The following is a 17,025-nucleotide window of genomic DNA, read 5'->3' on the forward strand; positions in this document are numbered from 1 at the left end:
TGTGTTCGTCCTTAACCGGTGGGAGAATGACACCGGGCAGGGTGGACCACAGCACGGGAGAGGGATGTGACGGCGACTCCAGCGCAGCCGTACTCGCCGTCGGTGCCGCGCGCTCACCGCCCGCGCCGCCGCCTCCCTCGTACCCCCGGCCCGCTCCGTGACGCTCTCACCCTGATGGGACTGCCCCTGCTGGCCGCGCTGTCGCTGCCCGCCGCCTTCGCGGGCGGGGGGACCCGGCGCTGGTTCGGCGGCCGTGCCGAGAGCCAGCGGGCCGAGGCACAGGCCGCGAAGGACGCCGCCGCGGCCGCCTTCTACGAGCTCGACACCGCGCAACGCGACCTGCGCATCTCGATCGAGACGATCACCGCGGTCGACGATTCCCCCGCCGCCCGGCGCGCCGTCACCGACTTCGACGCGCTCGGCCGGCGCATCGACGAAGCCAGCCACCAGTACATCAGCGCGGTCGACGCCCATGACCTCGACCGCGACGACCTGGAGGCCTCGGCTGCCTCCCGCGCCCGCGCCGAGCTGACCGCCGCCAAGGAGGAACTCGGCCGGGTCAAGCAGGAGCTGGACCGCTTCACCGACGGCCTGGGCCCGCTGCTCGGCAAGGCCGAGACCCAGCTGGCCCGCCTCGCCCCCGCGGTCGAACGCGCCCGCCAGGCCCTGCTCGCCGCCTCCAACGCCCTCGACTCGGTACGGGCGACAGGGCTGAAGGCCGACGACCTCGCCGCCCGTCTCGCCGCCCTGTCCCCCGAGCTCACCAAGCTGAATCAGGGCGCCGGGCAGCACGGCGTGCCGCAGACCCTGGAGCGGGCCGAGCGGGTCACGCGCGGGGCCGAAGCGGTCCGCGTGGAGGCCGAGCGGCTGCCGGAGCGCGCCGCCGAGATCGATCACCGGCTCGTCTCCCTGCGCACCCGCGCCCAGGCCCTCACCACCCGCTCCGAGCAGGTCGAGCCGATTCTGAGCGAACTGCGCCGCCGTTTCACCATGGCCTGCTGGCAGGACCTGCAACGCGTGCCCGGCGTCGCCGCCGAGAACGTACGCCAGGCCGAGACGAAGCTGGCCGAGGCCCACACCGCCCGCGAGGAACAGCGCTGGGCCGATGCCACGGCCCTGCTGTCGACGGTACGAGCCCTCCTGAACACCACCGACGAGGCCGTCTCGGCCGCCGGCGACCGCCTGCACCGCCTGAACGCCGTGCAGAAGGACCCCCAGCAGGAGATCGACCGCACCCGTTTCGCCATCCGCGACGCCCAGCGTCTCGCCATGGCCGGCCGCAACACCCCGGACCCGCGCCACGCCCGCCCTCTGGACGACGCGGTGTCCCGCCTGGAACGCGCCATCGCCACCCTCGACGGCCGCCACCCCGACTACTGGCACTTCCTCACGGAAACGGAGACGGTACGCCGGGCGGTGTCCCACGTGGTCTCCCAGATCCGCGAGGAGCGCGGGTCCGCCGGCCATTGACCGCGCCGGTTAACCTGTGCGCATGCCTCGCTACGAGTACCGCTGCCGGACCTGCGGCGACACCTTCGAACTCAGCCGTCCCATGGCGGAGTCCTCCGCTCCCGCGGCATGCCCCTCGGGTCACGACGACACGGTGAAGCTCCTGTCCACCGTCGCGGTGGGCGGCTCGGCCTCCGCCCCGGCACCGGCACCCCGCGCGGGCGGTGGAAGCAGTGGCGGCGGCTGCTGCGGTGGCGGCTGCTGCGGCTGACGCCTCTCCTCAGGAGGTCTTCAGCTTCGGTTTCCTAGCCTGGCGGCATGACAGCCATCACCGCGGACGCCGGACCGCAGTGGGTCAACGACCTCATGGACGCGCTGGGCGCGCCGGGTGCCGGTCTCGCCATCGCCCTGGAGAACCTGTTCCCGCCCCTGCCCAGCGAGGTGATCCTGCCGCTCGCCGGGTTCGCCGCGAGCAGCGGGCGGATGAGCCTGCTCGCCGTCCTGCTGTGGACGACGGCCGGCTCGGTGCTGGGCGCGCTCGCGTTGTACGGAGTCGGTGCGCTGCTCGGCCGTGACCGGACGGTGGCGGTGGCGGCCCGGCTGCCGTTGGTGAAGGTCTCCGACATCGAGCGGACGGAGGCGTGGTTCCTGCGGCACGGCACCAAGGCGGTGTTCTTCGGCCGGATGATCCCGATCTTCCGCAGCCTGATCTCCGTGCCGGCGGGCGTCGAGCGCATGCGCCTGCCGGTGTTCCTCGGGCTGACCACGCTGGGCAGCGCGATCTGGAACACGGCGTTCGTCCTCGCGGGCTACTTCCTCGGCGCGAACTGGCACCAGGTGACGACCGTCGTCTCGACGTATTCGAAGGTGGTCCTTGTTCTAGCCGGGCTGGCAGCGCTGGCACTTGTCGGGGTGCGGTTGCTGGGGCGCCCCGAAAGGGGCGCGGGGCTGTGTCGATCTGCGGCTCCGCCGCGGGGCGCGACCAGCCACGGCGAAGCCGCACCCGCGCGATCACCGCACCCCCCGAGCTCCTAGGCGAACCGGCCAGGCCCAGCGGCAGCGAGGAGCTCCCGCAGGATCCGCTCCCCCGCAAGGACGCCCCGCTCGGGAAGCGCCCTGAGCGCGGGGGCCGTCCAGCCGGTGTCGGCCAGCTCGCCGTGGCCGGGGCGCCAGCCCTGGTCGGCCGCGAGGAGCAGGTCGGCGTCGAGCAGGGAGTCACCGGCGGCGAGGGTGAGATCGGCCCCGGTCCGGCGGGCGACCTCGCGCATCGCCGCGCTCTTGGTGAGCGGCTTGGGCACGGCGTAGATCTTGCGGCCCTGGAGGGACACGGTCCAGCCGCGGTTCTCCGCCCAGACCGCCAGTTCCTTCACCCAGTCCTCGTTCAGCAGTTCACGCTCGACGACGAGGTAGGCGAAGAGGTCGTCGGCGACGCGGTGCTTGCGCACCCAGACCGGGTCGGCGGCCCTCAGCAGGTGCTCCTGCACCTCGGCCAGGGGCGCGCACTGGTCGGCCAGCCGCGCGGTGACCTGCGCGTGCCAGTCGGGGTCGGACACGCCGTCCACCAGGATGTGTCCGCCGTTCGCGCAGATCGCGTATGTGGGCTCCGGGCCCGGCAGGTTGATGCGCTGGTACTGCTTGCGCGTGCGGGTCGTCGTCGGCACGAACACGGCCGCGTCGCCCAGGTCGGTGAGGAGCTGGGCCGCCGTCTCCGTCATGTACGACAGCGGCTTGCTCTCGTGCACCTCCACGCACAGCAGCCGGGGCGCCCGTGCGTCCGGCATGGTCAGCGCCAGGGCGGCAGAGGAGTAGATCAGGGTGCGATCGAGGTCGCTCGCGACGAGTGCGGGCATCAGACCGTCACCGCCTTGCCGTCGGCGCCGGTCGCGCCCCGGGTGTACTTGGGGTGGATCAGGCCGACGCAGGTGTAGGGCAGTCCGTCGACCTCCTCGACGGGTACGCCGCGTTGCTCGGCCAGCAGGCGTACGTGGTCGAGGTCGCTGCCCGCCCCGGCGCGTGCCAGGACCTTCCAGGGCACGCGGCGCAGCATCACCCGGGTGGTCTCGCCGACGCCGGGCTTGACGAGGTTCACGTCGTGGATGCCGTACTCCTCACTGATGCGCTCGACGGCGGCCCAGCCCTCCCAGCTGGGCGAGCGGTCGGCGGCGAGCAGTTCCTTGGCCTGGGCACAGGCCGCGTCAGCGACCTCGGGGAAGCGGGCGGACACGGCGTCCAGGAAGGTCACCGAGACGTCGGTGCCTGCGAGTTCGCGGTAGAACTTCGCGCCGTGGAAGTCGTGCGGTCCGACCAGGTCCGCCCGCAGGACGGTCCGCGAGATCAGGCCGGACACGGTCGAGTTGAGGCAGGCGGAGGGGATGAGGAAGTCCTCGCGGGTGCCGTAGGTCCGTACGCAGGAGCCCGGGTCGGCCAGGACCGCGATCTCGGGGCTGAAGCCGGTGATGCCGTCGGACTTCTCGAACTCCTTCAGGGCCTGGGCGAGTTCGCGGGTGATGGCGCCCTTGCCGGTCCAGCCGTCGACGAAGACGACGTCCCGGGGGTCGTGGTGCCGGGCGAGCCAGCGCAGGGCGTTGGCGTCGATGCCGCGGCCACGGACGATCGACACGGCGTAGTGCGGCAGGTCGAGGCCGTGCCGGTGCTGGGCCCAGCGGCGCATCAGGATGCCGACGGGGGTCCCCGCACGGGCCAGGGAGACCAGGACGGGGCGGGGGCCCCGCTCCGCCAGGACCGTCTCGGTGACCACGCCCACCGCCTGGGCGATACGGGCCGCCGACTCCTCCAGCGCGGTGTGGAACAGCTTCTGGTACTGCTCGCTCGGCTGGTATTCCACGGGCAGCGACTCCGCGTAGTGCGCGCCGCCGCTCTGGATCGCCTCCTCGCGCTCCTCGGTCGGCGCCTCCAGCGTCACGTCCGAGAGGTCCTGGAGCAGCCAGCCGACCTCCTCGGGCGCGTACGAGGAGAAGGCGGGGCCACGGAGGGGCTCGGGCAGCATGGAGGGCCTTTCGGAAGGCTGCGGGGTCTCGCGGACGGGCGCGGTCTCGGGGGCGTACGACGGCACGACGGCGAGGAGAACCAGCGGCGTGTGCGCGGCGAGCCGGGCCAGCAGGCCGTCGGGCGCGTGCAGCGAGGGCGTGTCCGCAGCCGAGTCGACGACGGCGATCACCGCGTCGAAGCCGGCACCCGCGACGTTGTAGGCATACCGCTGGCCCGGGCCGTCGGCGGGGTCGTCGTGGGCGGGGAAGACCAGGCGGGTGCGTATCGCGTAACCGGGGTCGTCGACGGCGAGGACGGGCGAGCGGGTGGTGGTGGAGTAGCGCACGTCGGCGCGGACCGCCTGTTCCAGCTCCCGGGCCAGCCTCAGCGGGGCGTACATCAGCTCCTCGAAGCCGAGGACGAGCACGCGGCGGGCATCGGCGGGCAGTGCCTCGGCGAGCCGGGCGGCCATGGCGGGCAGGGCGGCCTCCAGGCGCTCCCGGTGCGCGGGGGTGAAACCGTGCCGGCCCCCGTCGGGCAGACCCTCGGGCCAGCGCAGGTCTATGCGGGTGACGTGGGGGTCGGTGCGCTCGCCTTCCGGGTGCAGGCCGGTGAGGGCTGTTCGCGCGGTTCCCCGAGCCTCTAGGGGCTCGGCAGCCGACGTACGACCCTCCGCGGCACTCTCGGACTCGTACCGCGCCACCAACTCCTGCCCCTTCTCCAGCACCCCCTCGGGCAGCCGCACGGTCCCCGAGGCCGCCGCCACCAGGTCGACCCGGGCGCCGATCTCCCGGGCGAATTCCGCGAGGCGGCTCGCGTCGGCCACCGACCGCATGTCCACCAGCGCCACCACGACATACCGCCGCCGCGGGTACCGCTCATGAAGATCGCGGATGGTGTTCAGCACCGTGTTCCCCGTGGAGAACTCGTCGTCGACCAGGACCAGCGGCCCGTCGCCGGTGAGCAGCGCGGGATCCTCCGGCAGCAGCAGATGCGAGGTCGCGTGCGAGTGGGATTCCTCGAAGCCGCCGGCCGGGACGAGACCGGCGACGGGGCGGCGGGTGGAGTGCAGGTAGGGGGCGAGGCCCAGGCCGTCGGCGACGGAGTGGCCGAGGCCGGTCGCGGTCTCCGCGTAGCCGAGGACGACCGCGCGGCGCGCCTCGTCGGCGCCCAGCAGTTCACGCACGCGGCGGCCCAGCTCGAAGCCGTAGCCGTAGACCGCGGACGGCGACTGCGGGACGTGCTTGCCGAGCACGTTGGACACCAGCAGGTGTGCCCGCTTGGGGTTGCGGCGCAGGGCCAGTCCCAGCAAGTCGGTCAGCCCGTCGTCGCCGACGAGCTCGACGCCGAGCCGCTCGGCGACCCAGCTGCCCGACCAGACGCCGTCGGCACCGCCGACCGTCCCGGCCCGCACCCCGTCGCGCACCTGGTGGTGCACCCGCTCGTTCACTGCCTTCTCCATGAATTCCCTGCGTCGAAGTCGCCGTTCTCTCCGGCGAGCCTGCGTTCCTCGGATGCCGTGCGTTCAGTCGCGCAAGCCGGCCGCGAGCAGTTCCACGAAGCCGATGTCCTCGTTCGCCACGCCGAAAACCTCGGCACGCAGCAGCGTCCGCTCGGCCCAGGCCCGATGCGGCTTCACCTCGTTCATCTTGTTCGTGTACGCCGACCTCAGCACACCCCCGCCGCCGCGCTCGGGGCGCAGGATGTCCTGGGCGTCCGAGAACTCCTCGTGGCTGACGACCGACAGGGCGTGCACGGGCAGCACGTGCGAGGGGTGGATGCAGGTCTTGCCCAGCAGTCCGTTGGCGTGGTCCAGGGAGATCTCCCTGAGCAGGCCGTCCATGGCGTGCTCAATCAGCTTCTCGCGCAGTTCCGCGGCCTGCACCTCAAGGAAGGGGCTCTGCCGCAGCAACGGCTTGAACATGCGCTCCTGGACCCGGAAGTACTCCCACACCGGCCCGGTCACGGTGAAGCCGGTCCCGTCGGCGCGGCCCAGCATGTTCACCACGTCGGCGATCACGGAGGCGACGATCTGTACGTCGTAGGCCGTCATGTCGGGGCCTCTGCGCAGCCCGTACGAGGAGCAGAAGTCCGTCACGCCGAGGCGCAGGGCGAGCACGCGGTCGCGGTACTTGTCGACCGCCCGGGAGATGCCCTCCAGGGTCGACACGCGCGACTCGCGGTAGAGCAGCTCCGGCGACTCCAGCACCGGCATGGCGAAAAGGCGGCGGCCGCTTTCGGCCTCGGCCCTCGCCAGCGCCTCCAGGAAGGGGATGCCGCGTTCCTCGGTGAACTTGGGCAGTACGAATCCGGACAGCAGCCGGGCGGCGGACCCGAGGCGTCGTACCAGGTCGGGGATCTGCTCGGGGACGCGGACCCGGATGAAGAGCAGCGGCAGGTCCGCGCCCGGGCGGTCGGCGAGGGCCGTGAGCTGGCGGACGAGGTTCTCCTCGCCCGGGCCTACGTCCGCGTCGTCGATCGAGTCCTCCAGGCACAGGACCATGGAGACCACGCCGCGACCGGCCTGCTTGAGGATGTCGTCGGCGAGGCGTTCCCGGGTGGCCGGGCTGTAGAGCGTGGCACCGAGGGCGGCCGAGAGCAGCCGGCCCGGCGAATCCGCGGTGAACGTGCACGGCTCGCGATAGAAGAGACGCTTCCGCACCTCAGGGGCGACGTGCCCGAAATGACGCATGGAACTCCCCCGTGTGGTTGTGCGACCTGCGAATCGTCGAAAGCTGGCCGGTAATAGTACGTAGAAGTCCTAGCAGAGGTTCCCGTCAGGCATGAATTTCAGGTAACGCGGGCAAACACAGCCGGACCCGGTCATGACGACGGTAGTCCGCGAGGGCCGTCGGCGCCCCTCGTGGCACCGCGGGCCCCGCGTTGTCGTGAGCAGGACCGAGAAGGCAGGATGACCGCATGACGCACGCGATGCTGAAGGGGTCGAACGTCCCGCTGGAAGTCACCACGGTGCGCGCCGTGCTGCGCTGGACATCCGGGCAGGGGGTTCCGGACGTCGACGCATCCGCGCTGCTCCTCGGCCCCGACGGTCGCGTGCGCTCCGACGAGGACTTCGTCTTCTACAACCAGCCCCGGCATCCTTCCGGGAAGGTGTGGCGGCTCGGCAAGAAGCGGGTCGCCGAGGGCCTGACCGACACGATCCAGACCGATCTCGCCGGTGTCGAGTCGGGAGTCAGCCGGATTCTGCTGGTCGCTTCGGCGGACGGCGTCACGTTCGACCGCGTACAGGCCCTGCGCATTCTGCTGTACGACGCGGCGGGCACCGGCGCGGAAGCGCTGGCGTACTTCGACGTCAAGCCGGAGACGGGTGAGGAGACCGCGCTGATCTGCGGCGAGCTGTACCGGCGCGGGGAGGGCTGGAAGTTCCGGGCGCTGGGCGAGGGCTATTCGAACGGGCTTCAGGGGCTCGCGACCGACTACGGCATCTCGGTGGACGAGTCGGAGGCGATCGAGGAGACGGCCGGGCAACCGACCACCGCCGGCGCGGCCCAGCCCGCGACCACCGGCTCCGCACAGCCCGCGACCACCGACCCGGCACAGCCCACGACCTCCGCCCCCATCCAGCAGCCCCCGGCCCCGGCCTCCCCCGAGGTGTCCCGGCCGCTGCCGCCGGAGCAGCCGACCGTGGTGCCCCCGCAGCCCGCGTACGGCTACCCGACCCAGCAGCCCCCGGCGACCCAGCCGGCGTACGGCTACCCGCATCCCACCAGCCAGCCCGCGTACGGCTACCCCCAGGCGCCGGCGACGGCGGGCGTCACGGGGGCGCAGTCCGGCTACGGCTACCCGCAGCCGGTCGCCGCCGCGGCCCTCGACCCGGACTTCCGCCTGCCCCCGCAGGGCCCGCAGTTCATCGGGCGCTAGGCGGAACCAGGGCCGGCACCCGCAAGGGCCCGGCCCGCAGCCCGGCCCTCAGCGCTCGACCTTCGTCTTGTAGCCCCGGCCCCACTGGAGCCCCCACCCGTACAACCGGTCCAGCTCGGCCTGGAATCCGTAGACGAACTTCGCCTCGCGGCGCACGATGATCTCGTCCTTGACCTTTTCGATCATGACGACGGCGCAGGAGCGGGCCTGGGGCTGGCGTTCGTCGAGGTGGATCTCGATGCGGGGACCGTTGCTCGGGTAGAGGGTGACGATGGCGTGGGCGCGGTCGAAGGCGGGTGTCGCGTCGTAGATGTAGACGAAGACCAGGAGCCGCTTGATGTTGTCGCGGTGGTCGAGGTTGATGTACATCGTCTCGCCGGACGCGGAGCCGAAGCGGTCGTCGCCGCTGAGTTTTACGTACGGCGGGGCGTTGACGTCGCCGAAGTAGCCGCCGAGGGGCTGGACGACGCCCTTGCTGCCGTCCTGGAGTTCGTACAGGCAGCCCAGGTCGAGGTCGACGTTGACCACGCTCTGGCTGTGGCCGATGACCTCCGGCGGTTTGAGGGCCCTGAAGGGGTGCCGCAGCAGACTCTCGCGCTGCGGGCCGCCGATGTCGGAGGTGCGCATCCGCCAGCTCAGGTTGACCCGGAGATGGCCGGTGGCCGCGCCCTGTTTGGTGAGTGATATCTGCGCGTGCCGCTTGGTCAGTTCGATCGCGTTGGTTGCCGCGTGGCCCGAGTCGAACTGCACATCGCGCCCACGCCGGAGTCCGTCGAACAGGCCCATTCCGCCCCCACGTTGACTTGGAGACCGCGGGTCCTCGCCGTACCCACGGCCCTTGACGACCGACGGGGCGGCCGCCGAGGACTCGCCTCGGTGGCCGCCCCGCACAGAGCGTTCCTCACCCGGAGGGGTGTCACACCCCGGACGAGACCTCGGTCTTGTCGTCCGAGCCCGCCGCTTTCCCCTCTGCCGCTGCCAGGGCGCGGTTGCGGCGGACGGAGGACCAGAAGGACCAGGCGATCAGGATGACGCCGACCGAGCCGGTGATGAACTCGTTGATCTCGTACCGGATGGTGACGAGCAGGATCATGGCGAGCGCGCCGATCGCGTAGTGCGCGCCGTGCTCCAGGTAGACGTAGTCGTCGAGGGTGCCCTCGCGGACCAGGTAGACCGTGAGCGACCGGACGTACATGGCGCCGATGCCGAGGCCGAGGGCCATCAGGACGATGTCGTTGGTGATGGCGAAGGCGCCGATCACACCGTCGAAGGAGAAGGACGCGTCCAGGACCTCGAGGTAGAGGAACATGAAGAACGCGGCCTTGCCGGCCACGACGACCGCGGAGCGCGGTTTGCCGGCGCGGGCTGCCTCTTCCTCCTGCTCGTTTTCGCGTTCCTCCTCCTCTTCGAGCTTGTCCTCGAAGTAGCCGGAGAGACCGCCGACGATCATGTAGGTGATCAGGCCGCCGATACCGGAGAGCAGAACCGTCTCCGCCTTGTCGACGTGCGTGCCGCCGTGCTGGTGGGCGTGGGTCGCGAAGGTGATCGCCGAGATCAGCAGGATGATCAGCGCGATGCAGACCGACAGCATGTCGACCTTGCCGAGCTTGGCCAGCGGGCGCTCCAGCCAGCCGAGCCACTTGATGTCCCGGTCCTCGAAGATGAAGTCAAGGAAGATCATCAACAGGAACATGCCACCGAACGCGGCGATCGCCGGGTGCGCGTCGGTGACGAGCTCCTGGTAACGGTCCTTGTCGGTGAGCGCGAGGTCGACGGCCTCGATCGGCCCGAGCTGTGCGCTGAGAGCGACGATCACGACGGGGAAGACCAGCCGCATGCCGAACACGGCGATCAGGATGCCGATCGTGAGGAAGATTTTCTGCCAGAAGGCACTCATCTTCTTCAGGATTCCGGCGTTGACCACCGCGTTGTCGAAGGACAGCGAGATCTCGAGGACGGACAGGATCGCTACGAGCCCGAGGGCGGCCCACCCTCCGTAGAGGACCGCTGCGACCAGGCCGAGCGCGGTGACCGCGAACGACCACCCGAAGGTTTTCAGAAGCACTGGCTACCCAATCGTGTGTGTACGGGTCTCTCCCGTGCCGTACCCGGCTTTACGAACTTTTGAAGCCGAAGTCTAGTCGGCCCCCCTTCGCACCCCACCGGGCCCCGGGTTTTGCTCATATCGCGTTACGAGACGCTGACCCCGAAGTCCAGTGCGATGCCTCGCAGCCCCGACGCGTACCCCTGTCCGACGGCCCTGAACTTCCATTCGCTCTGGTGGCGATAGACCTCGCCGAAGATCATCGCGGTCTCCGTCGAGGCGTCCTCGCTGAGGTCGTAGCGGGCGAGTTCCTGGCCGTCCGCCTGGTTCACCACGCGGATGAAGGCATTGCTGACCTGGCCGAAGGTCTGGCCTCGTTCGTCGGCCATGTGGATGGAGACGGGAAAGACGATCTTGTCGCACTGGGGCGGCACCTTGGAGAGGTCGATCAGGAGCGACTCGTCGTCGCCGTCGCCCTCGCCGGTGAGGTTGTCACCGGTGTGCTCCACGGAACCGTCCGGGCTCTTGAGCTGGTTGTAGAACACGAACCACTCGTCCCCGAGCACGCGCCCGCCGCTGCACATCAGCGCGCTGGCGTCGAGGTCGAACGGGGCTCCGGTGGTCGAGCGTGCGTCCCAGCCGAGCCCGATCATCACCTGAGTGAGGTTCGGTGCGGCCTTGGACAGGGAGACGTTGCCTCCCTTGGCGAGCGTGACGCCCATGATTCCCTCCCCGGGTGGTGTTTCTCAGGTGGGTCCTGCACGTCCGGCGCCGCACGTAAACCGTGCGGCGCCGGACAGAGGGACCTTTGAGTGGCTCAGACGTTCACGCCGAAGTCCTGCGCGATGCCGCGCAGGCCCGAGGCGTAGCCCTGGCCGATGGCGCGGAACTTCCACTCCGCGCCGTGCCGGTAGAGCTCACCGAAGACCATGGCGGTCTCGGTGGAGGCGTCCTCGCTCAGGTCGTAGCGGGCGATCTCCGTGCCGCCGGCCTGGTTCACGACGCGGATGAACGCGTTGCGCACCTGGCCGAAGGACTGCTGGCGGGTCTCGGCGTCGTAGATCGAGACCGGGAAGACGATCTTCTCGACGTCGGCCGGGACACCGGCGAGGTCGATCTTGATCTGCTCGTCGTCGCCCTCGCCCTCGCCGGTGAGGTTGTCACCGGTGTGCTCGACCGAGCCGTCGGGGCTCTTGAGGTTGTTGAAGAAGATGAAGTGCGCGTCACTGGCGACCTTGCCGGAAGAGTTCAGCAGCAGCGCGCTGGCGTCCAGGTCGAAGTCGGTGCCGGTCGTGGTGCGGATGTCCCACCCCAGACCCACGATGACCGCGGTCAGGCCCGGGGCCTCCTTGGTCAGCGATACGTTGCCGCCCTTGCTGAGGCTGACTCCCACGAGTCCTCCATAGGTGTTCAGGGGCGGGATGCCCCGTGTTGCTCGGATGTCGGATCAACGAGTCGATCCTAGTGACGGGTTCCCGTCCCTCGCAGGCCCTGGAGCCGACAAATCAGCGGGTGTCGAGCGCATGACGCCCGACCGGCGTCACAGGGTGTCGAGCGCCTTCACGTAGTCGTTCAGGTCGCGCGCGTCCGGCAGGCCGTTGACGACGGTCCAGCGCACGACGCCCTCCTTGTCGATGACGAAGGTGCCGCGCACGGCGCAGCCCTTGTCCTCGTCGAAGACGCCGTAGGCGCGTGAGACGTTGCCGTGCGGCCAGAAGTCCGACAGCAGCGGGTACTCCAGGCCCTCCTGCTCGGCGAAGACGCGCAGCGTGTGGATGGAGTCGTTGGAGACGGCGAGCAGCTGGGTGTCGCGGTCGGAGAACTGCGGCAGGTTGTCCCGCAGCTCGCACAGCTCGCCCGTGCACACGCCGGTGAAGGCGAAGGGATAGAAGAGCAGCACCACGTTCTTCCGACCGCGGAAGTCGGACAGCTTCACGCTCGCGCCGTGGTTGTCCTTGAGCTCGAAGTCGGGGGCCTTCTCGCCGACCTGGATCGCCATCGTTGTGGGTGTCCCTTCATGGGGCTTCTCGAATGGGCCCCACCCTACGCAGGGACCGGCGCAGACCGGTGGGCGGGCCGACGATGCCGGCCCGCCCCTTCCGTACGACCGGCGCGTGAAAGCGCCGTACGGCTAACGCTTGGACTTGGCCGCTTTGGGCGTCGCCAGCCGGCTGCCGCTCCAGTCCTTGCCGACGCTGACGCTCTTCGACGCCGTCAGGCCCGCCGTGGTGGCGGCTTCCGAGATGTCGCTCGGCTCCACATAGCCCGAACGGCCCGTCTTCGGCGTGAGGAGCAGGATCGCCCCGCCCTCTTCGATGTACGTGGTGGCATCGACCAGCGCATCCGTCAGGTCGCCGTCGTCGTCACGGAACCACAGCACAACGGCGTCGGCCACGTCGTCGTAGTCCTCGTCCACCAGGTCGCCCTCGACGATGCCCTCAATGGCCTCGCGGAGTTCCTGGTCCACGTCGTCGTCGTAGCCGATCTCCTGGACCACCTGCCCGGGCTGGAACCCCAGCCTGGCGGCAGGGTTCGTCCGCTCCTCCGCGTGGTCCGCGGTCGCGCTCACGGGGTGCCTCCTGATCATGTCTTGGGAAATATCTCAGCCACGCGCGTGCGCGAAGCATTGGCCGTAGTCCACACGGGCGGGACGGATCGCGCAAGTACCCGGCCGTTGAGACCGCCGAAACGGTGACGATCCTGGCGGTGTCACCGCAACTCCAGGCACACCATCATGGACCTAGGTGACGCACACCACACCTTTCTGCCCTGTTTGGGCGTTTGGGAATCGTCTATGGGTACGAGACTCGAAGGTATTCACCCCATACGTCACGGAGTCGGTCCCACGCCCGGGTTACCGCTGGGTAGAGATGACGTTTACGGCCCCGAGGTGGACCATGGGGAGCGGCGCGGCCAAAGCGACACGCCCAGCGACCACAGCGAAACAGCGGCCCTCGCAGGCCCTCTGACAGGTAAGGAACAGCGTGGCTTCCGCATCCGATCGCAACCCGATCATCATTGGCGGCCTTCCGAGTCAGGTTCCTGACTTCGATCCCGAAGAGACACAGGAGTGGCTCGACTCCCTCGACGCCGCCGTCGACGAGCGCGGCCGCGAGCGCGCCCGCTACCTGATGCTGCGACTGATCGAGCGGGCCCGCGAGAAGCGCGTGGCCGTGCCGGAGATGCGCAGCACGGACTACGTCAACACCATCCCCACCAAGAGCGAGCCGTTCTTCCCGGGCAACGAGGAGATCGAGCGGAAGATCCTCAACGCGACCCGCTGGAACGCGGCCGTGATGGTCTCGCGCGCCCAGCGCCCCGGCATCGGCGTCGGCGGCCACATCGCCACGTTCGCGTCCTCCGCCTCGCTCTACGACGTCGGCTTCAACCACTTCTTCCGCGGCAAGGACGAGGGCGACGGCGGCGACCAGGTCTTCTTCCAGGGGCACGCCTCGCCGGGCATCTACGCCCGCGCCTTCCTGCTGGACCGGCTCAGCGAGCCGCACCTGGACGGCTTCCGCCAGGAGAAGTCCAAGGCGCCGTACGGCCTGTCGTCGTACCCGCACCCCCGCCTCATGCCGGACTTCTGGGAGTTCCCGACGGTGTCGATGGGCCTCGGCCCGATCGGCGCGATCTACCAGGCGCGGATGAACCGCTACATGCACGCGCGCGGGATCGCCGACACCTCGAAGTCGCACGTGTGGGCGTTCCTCGGCGACGGCGAGATGGACGAGCCGGAGTCGCTGGGCCAGCTGTCCATCGCCGCCCGCGAGGGTCTGGACAACCTCACGTTCGTGGTCAACTGCAACCTCCAGCGCCTCGACGGGCCGGTGCGCGGCAACGGCAAGATCATCCAGGAGCTGGAGTCGATCTTCCGCGGTGCCGGCTGGAACGTGATCAAGCTGGTCTGGGACCGCACCTGGGACCCGCTGCTCGCCCAGGACCGCGACGGCGTACTGGTCAACAAGATGAACACCACGCCGGACGGACAGTTCCAGACGTACGCCACGGAGACCGGCGCGTACATCCGCGATCACTTCTTCGGTGACGACCACCGCCTCCGCGCGATGGTCGAGGGCATGACCGACGACCAGATCCTGCACCTGGGGCGCGGCGGTCACGACCACAAGAAGATCTTCGCGGCGTACAAGGCGGCCGTGGAGCACAAGGGCCAGCCGACGGTGATCCTCGCCAAGACGATCAAGGGCTGGACGCTGGGCCCGAACTTCGAGGGCCGCAACGCCACGCACCAGATGAAGAAGCTGACGGTCGACGACCTCAAGCGCTTCCGCGACCGTCTCCACCTGCCGATCTCCGACAAGGAGCTGGAGTCCGGCGTGCCGCCGTACTACCACCCCGGCGGGGACTCGGAGGAGATCCAGTACATGCACGACCGCCGCAGGTCGCTCGGCGGTTACGTCCCCACGCGCGTCGTACGGTCCAAGCCGCTGTCCCTGCCCGAGGACAAGACGTACGCGACCGTGAAGAAGGGTTCGGGCCAGCAGTCGATCGCCACGACGATGGCCTTCGTACGCCTGCTCAAGGACCTCATGCGGGACAAGGAGATCGGCAAGCGGTTCGTGCTGATCGCGCCGGACGAGTACCGCACCTTCGGTATGGACTCGTTCTTCCCGAGCGCGAAGATCTACAATCCGCTCGGCCAGCAGTACGAGTCGGTCGACCGTGACCTGCTGCTCGCCTACAAGGAGTCGCCGAACGGCCAGATGCTGCACGACGGCATCTCGGAGGCGGGCTGCACGGCGTCCCTGATCGCCGCCGGCTCGGCCTACGCGACCCACGGCGAGCCGCTGATCCCGGTCTACGTCTTCTACTCGATGTTCGGTTTCCAGCGCACCGGCGACCAGTTCTGGCAGATGTCCGACCAGCTGGCGCGCGGCTTCGTCCTGGGCGCGACCGCCGGCCGTACGACCCTGACCGGCGAGGGCCTCCAGCACGCCGACGGCCACTCCCAGCTGCTGGCCTCCACCAACCCCGGCTGCGTGGCGTACGACCCGGCGTTCGGCTTCGAGATCGCGCACATCGTGAAGGACGGCCTGCGCCGGATGTACGGCGGCTCCGAGGAGCACCCGCACGGTGAGGACGTCTTCTACTACCTGACCGTCTACAACGAGCCGATCCAGCACCCGGCCGAGCCCGAGAACGTGGACGTCGAGGGCATCCTCAAGGGCGTCTACCGCTTCAGCGAGGGCACGGCCGGCTCGATCCCGGCGCAGATCATGGCGTCGGGTGTCGCGGTGCCGTGGGCGGTCGAGGCGCAGAAGATCCTCGCGGAGGACTGGAACGTCAAGGCCGACGTCTGGTCGGCGACCTCCTGGAACGAGCTGCGGCGCGAGGCCGTGGCCTGCGAGGAGCACAACCTGCTGCACCCCGAGGAGGAGCAGCGGGTGCCGTACGTGACGCGGAAGCTGGCCGACGCGCAGGGCCCGGTCGTGGCCGTGTCCGACTGGATGCGATCGGTTCCGGACCAGATCGCGCGCTGGGTGCCGCAGACGTACCAGTCGCTCGGCGCGGACGGCTTCGGCTTCGCCGACACGCGGGGTGCGGCCCGGCGCTTCTTCCACATCGACGCGCAGTCGATCGTGGTGGGAGTGCTGACCGAGCTGGCCCGTGAGGGCAAGGTCGACCGGTCGGTGCTCAAGCAGGCCATCGACCGGTACCAGCTGCTCGACGTGTCGGCGGCCGACCCGGGGGTTGCGGGCGGCGACGCATAACGCGCGGGCCCTCAAGGGGTGGTGAGCCTCACGGGTACACCGTGGGCACACCACCCCTTCACCTTTTCTACGATTCGGCCATGCAACAGCAGTCGGCCCAACTCCGTTGGGAACAGCACACGCAGCGGCCCCTCTTCGGCCTGGCCCTGGTTTTCGCCGTCGCCTATGCCGTGCCGATCGTCCGGCCGGACGCGAGCCGGGGCGTGGTGGACGTGTGCACGGCCGTCGAGTGGGTGGTGTGGGGCGCGTTCGCGCTCGACTACGCCATACGGCTCGCGCTCGCCGAGCAGCGGCTGGTGTTCGTACGGACGCACTGGCTCGACCTGGGCGCGGTGTTGCTGCCGATGCTTCAGCCGTTGCGGTTGCTGCGGCTGGTGTCGACGCTGCTGCTGGTCGGGCAGCGGGCGCGAATGGCCTCGCAGATAAGGCTCACGACGTATGTCGTCGGGGCGGTGGTCGGGCTGCTGATGTTCGGGTCGCTGGCGGTGCTGTCGGTGGAGCGGGGCTCGCCGGACGGGAACATCCGGACGCTGGGTGACGCGGTGTGGTGGTCGTTCACGACGATGACGACCGTGGGGTACGGGGATCATGCGCCGACGACCGGGTTGGGGCGGATGCTCGCGGTGGGGCTGATGCTGTCCGGGATCGCTCTGCTGGGTGTGGTGACGGCGAACATCGCGGCGTGGTTCATCGCGCGGTTCGAGAAGGACGATGTGGAGGAGCGGCGGCAGACGGAGGCGATTCGGGAGCTGACGGAGGAGGTTCGGGCGTTGCGGGGGGAGGTGGCGGCGTTGAAGGGGACGCCGGCTGAGTAGCACTGTCCTCTGCGGCTGAGCTCGGGGCGTTGCGCAACCCGGCGGAGCGGGGTGCCTCCCCGCAAGCTCTTCGAGCAGGGGGTACCCCCTGCGCCCACCCGTGCCGCCCTGGGGG

Annotated in this window: 15 protein-coding genes; 6 read left to right on the forward strand and 9 right to left on the reverse strand. The window is 69.8% G+C overall.

The window, feature by feature from the left end; all coding sequences use genetic code 11:
- Positions 1–66 precede the first annotated feature (66 nt).
- Genes ACZ6TU_RS11375 through ACZ6TU_RS11385 form a run of 3 tightly spaced genes read left to right on the forward strand, consistent with a single transcriptional unit; the run spans position 67 to position 2,484 of the window.
- Entirely contained in the window at positions 67–1,470 is a 1,404-nt protein-coding gene (locus tag ACZ6TU_RS11375; protein WP_467669005.1) for a hypothetical protein, read from the forward strand.
- A 22-nt stretch (positions 1,471–1,492) separates the two neighbouring features.
- Positions 1,493–1,720, forward strand: a complete 228-nt coding sequence (locus tag ACZ6TU_RS11380) for an FmdB family zinc ribbon protein (protein WP_467669003.1) — start codon at positions 1,493–1,495, stop codon at positions 1,718–1,720.
- Between the two features lie 47 nt (positions 1,721–1,767).
- Positions 1,768–2,484: a DedA family protein gene (locus tag ACZ6TU_RS11385; protein WP_467669001.1), complete on the forward strand. Its 717-nt coding sequence runs from the start codon at positions 1,768–1,770 to the stop codon at positions 2,482–2,484.
- Here ACZ6TU_RS11385 and ACZ6TU_RS11390 read toward each other — a convergent pair.
- The 3 genes from ACZ6TU_RS11390 to ACZ6TU_RS11400 all read right to left on the reverse strand — a co-directional run bounded on the left by ACZ6TU_RS11390 (position 2,481) and on the right by ACZ6TU_RS11400 (position 7,129).
- Positions 2,481–3,299: an HAD family hydrolase gene (locus tag ACZ6TU_RS11390; RefSeq protein WP_467668999.1), complete on the reverse strand. Its 819-nt coding sequence runs from the start codon at positions 3,297–3,299 to the stop codon at positions 2,481–2,483. The two genes, ACZ6TU_RS11385 and ACZ6TU_RS11390, sit on opposite strands and share 4 nt — an antisense overlap.
- Positions 3,299–5,899, reverse strand: a complete 2,601-nt coding sequence (locus ACZ6TU_RS11395) for a phosphoribosyltransferase (protein ID WP_469547885.1) — start codon at positions 5,897–5,899, stop codon at positions 3,299–3,301. Before ACZ6TU_RS11395 ends, ACZ6TU_RS11390 begins: the two co-directional genes overlap by 1 nt.
- Positions 5,900–5,962: 63 nt before the next feature.
- Complete coding sequence (locus ACZ6TU_RS11400; RefSeq protein WP_467668996.1) at positions 5,963–7,129, reverse strand: HpcH/HpaI aldolase/citrate lyase family protein; 1,167 nt, start codon at positions 7,127–7,129, stop codon at positions 5,963–5,965.
- A 227-nt stretch (positions 7,130–7,356) separates the two neighbouring features.
- Here ACZ6TU_RS11400 and ACZ6TU_RS11405 point away from each other — a divergent pair, with 227 nt between their 5' ends.
- Positions 7,357–8,319, forward strand: coding sequence for a TerD family protein (locus ACZ6TU_RS11405; protein ID WP_467668994.1), 963 nt, complete (start codon positions 7,357–7,359; stop codon positions 8,317–8,319).
- Positions 8,320–8,367: 48 nt separating this feature from the next.
- Here the strand turns inward: ACZ6TU_RS11405 and ACZ6TU_RS11410 are convergent, their stop codons facing one another.
- The 6 genes from ACZ6TU_RS11410 to ACZ6TU_RS11435 form a co-directional block, all read right to left on the reverse strand.
- Positions 8,368–9,105 carry a TerD family protein gene (locus tag ACZ6TU_RS11410; protein ID WP_467668992.1) on the reverse strand — a complete coding sequence of 246 codons (738 nt, stop codon included), beginning with the start codon at positions 9,103–9,105 and terminating at the stop codon, positions 8,368–8,370.
- 130 nt (positions 9,106–9,235) lie between these two features.
- Positions 9,236–10,384, reverse strand: a complete 1,149-nt coding sequence (locus ACZ6TU_RS11415) for a DUF475 domain-containing protein (RefSeq protein ID WP_467668990.1) — start codon at positions 10,382–10,384, stop codon at positions 9,236–9,238.
- Between the two features lie 125 nt (positions 10,385–10,509).
- On the reverse strand, positions 10,510–11,085 hold the full coding sequence (locus tag ACZ6TU_RS11420; RefSeq protein ID WP_467668988.1) for a TerD family protein: 576 nt from the start codon (positions 11,083–11,085) through the stop codon (positions 10,510–10,512).
- A 95-nt stretch (positions 11,086–11,180) separates the two neighbouring features.
- Complete coding sequence (locus ACZ6TU_RS11425) at positions 11,181–11,756, reverse strand: calcium homeostasis/redox stress adaptation protein (RefSeq protein ID WP_467668987.1); 576 nt, start codon at positions 11,754–11,756, stop codon at positions 11,181–11,183.
- Between the two features lie 147 nt (positions 11,757–11,903).
- On the reverse strand, positions 11,904–12,362 hold the full coding sequence (locus tag ACZ6TU_RS11430) for a peroxiredoxin (RefSeq protein ID WP_010048511.1): 459 nt from the start codon (positions 12,360–12,362) through the stop codon (positions 11,904–11,906).
- Positions 12,363–12,494: 132 nt separating this feature from the next.
- Positions 12,495–12,932: a DUF3052 domain-containing protein gene (locus ACZ6TU_RS11435; RefSeq protein ID WP_010048512.1), complete on the reverse strand. Its 438-nt coding sequence runs from the start codon at positions 12,930–12,932 to the stop codon at positions 12,495–12,497.
- Between the two features lie 415 nt (positions 12,933–13,347).
- Between ACZ6TU_RS11435 and aceE the strand changes: the two genes are divergently transcribed.
- Both aceE and ACZ6TU_RS11445 read left to right on the forward strand, forming a co-directional pair.
- A complete protein-coding gene (gene aceE / locus ACZ6TU_RS11440) occupies positions 13,348–16,095 on the forward strand; it encodes a pyruvate dehydrogenase (acetyl-transferring), homodimeric type (RefSeq protein ID WP_467668984.1) in 2,748 nt (915 codons plus the stop codon).
- Between the two features lie 80 nt (positions 16,096–16,175).
- A complete protein-coding gene (locus ACZ6TU_RS11445; protein WP_467668982.1) occupies positions 16,176–16,910 on the forward strand; it encodes a potassium channel family protein in 735 nt (244 codons plus the stop codon).
- The last annotated feature ends 115 nt before the right edge of the window (positions 16,911–17,025 follow it).

The organism is Streptomyces sp. NPDC052064 (assembly GCF_055585925.1).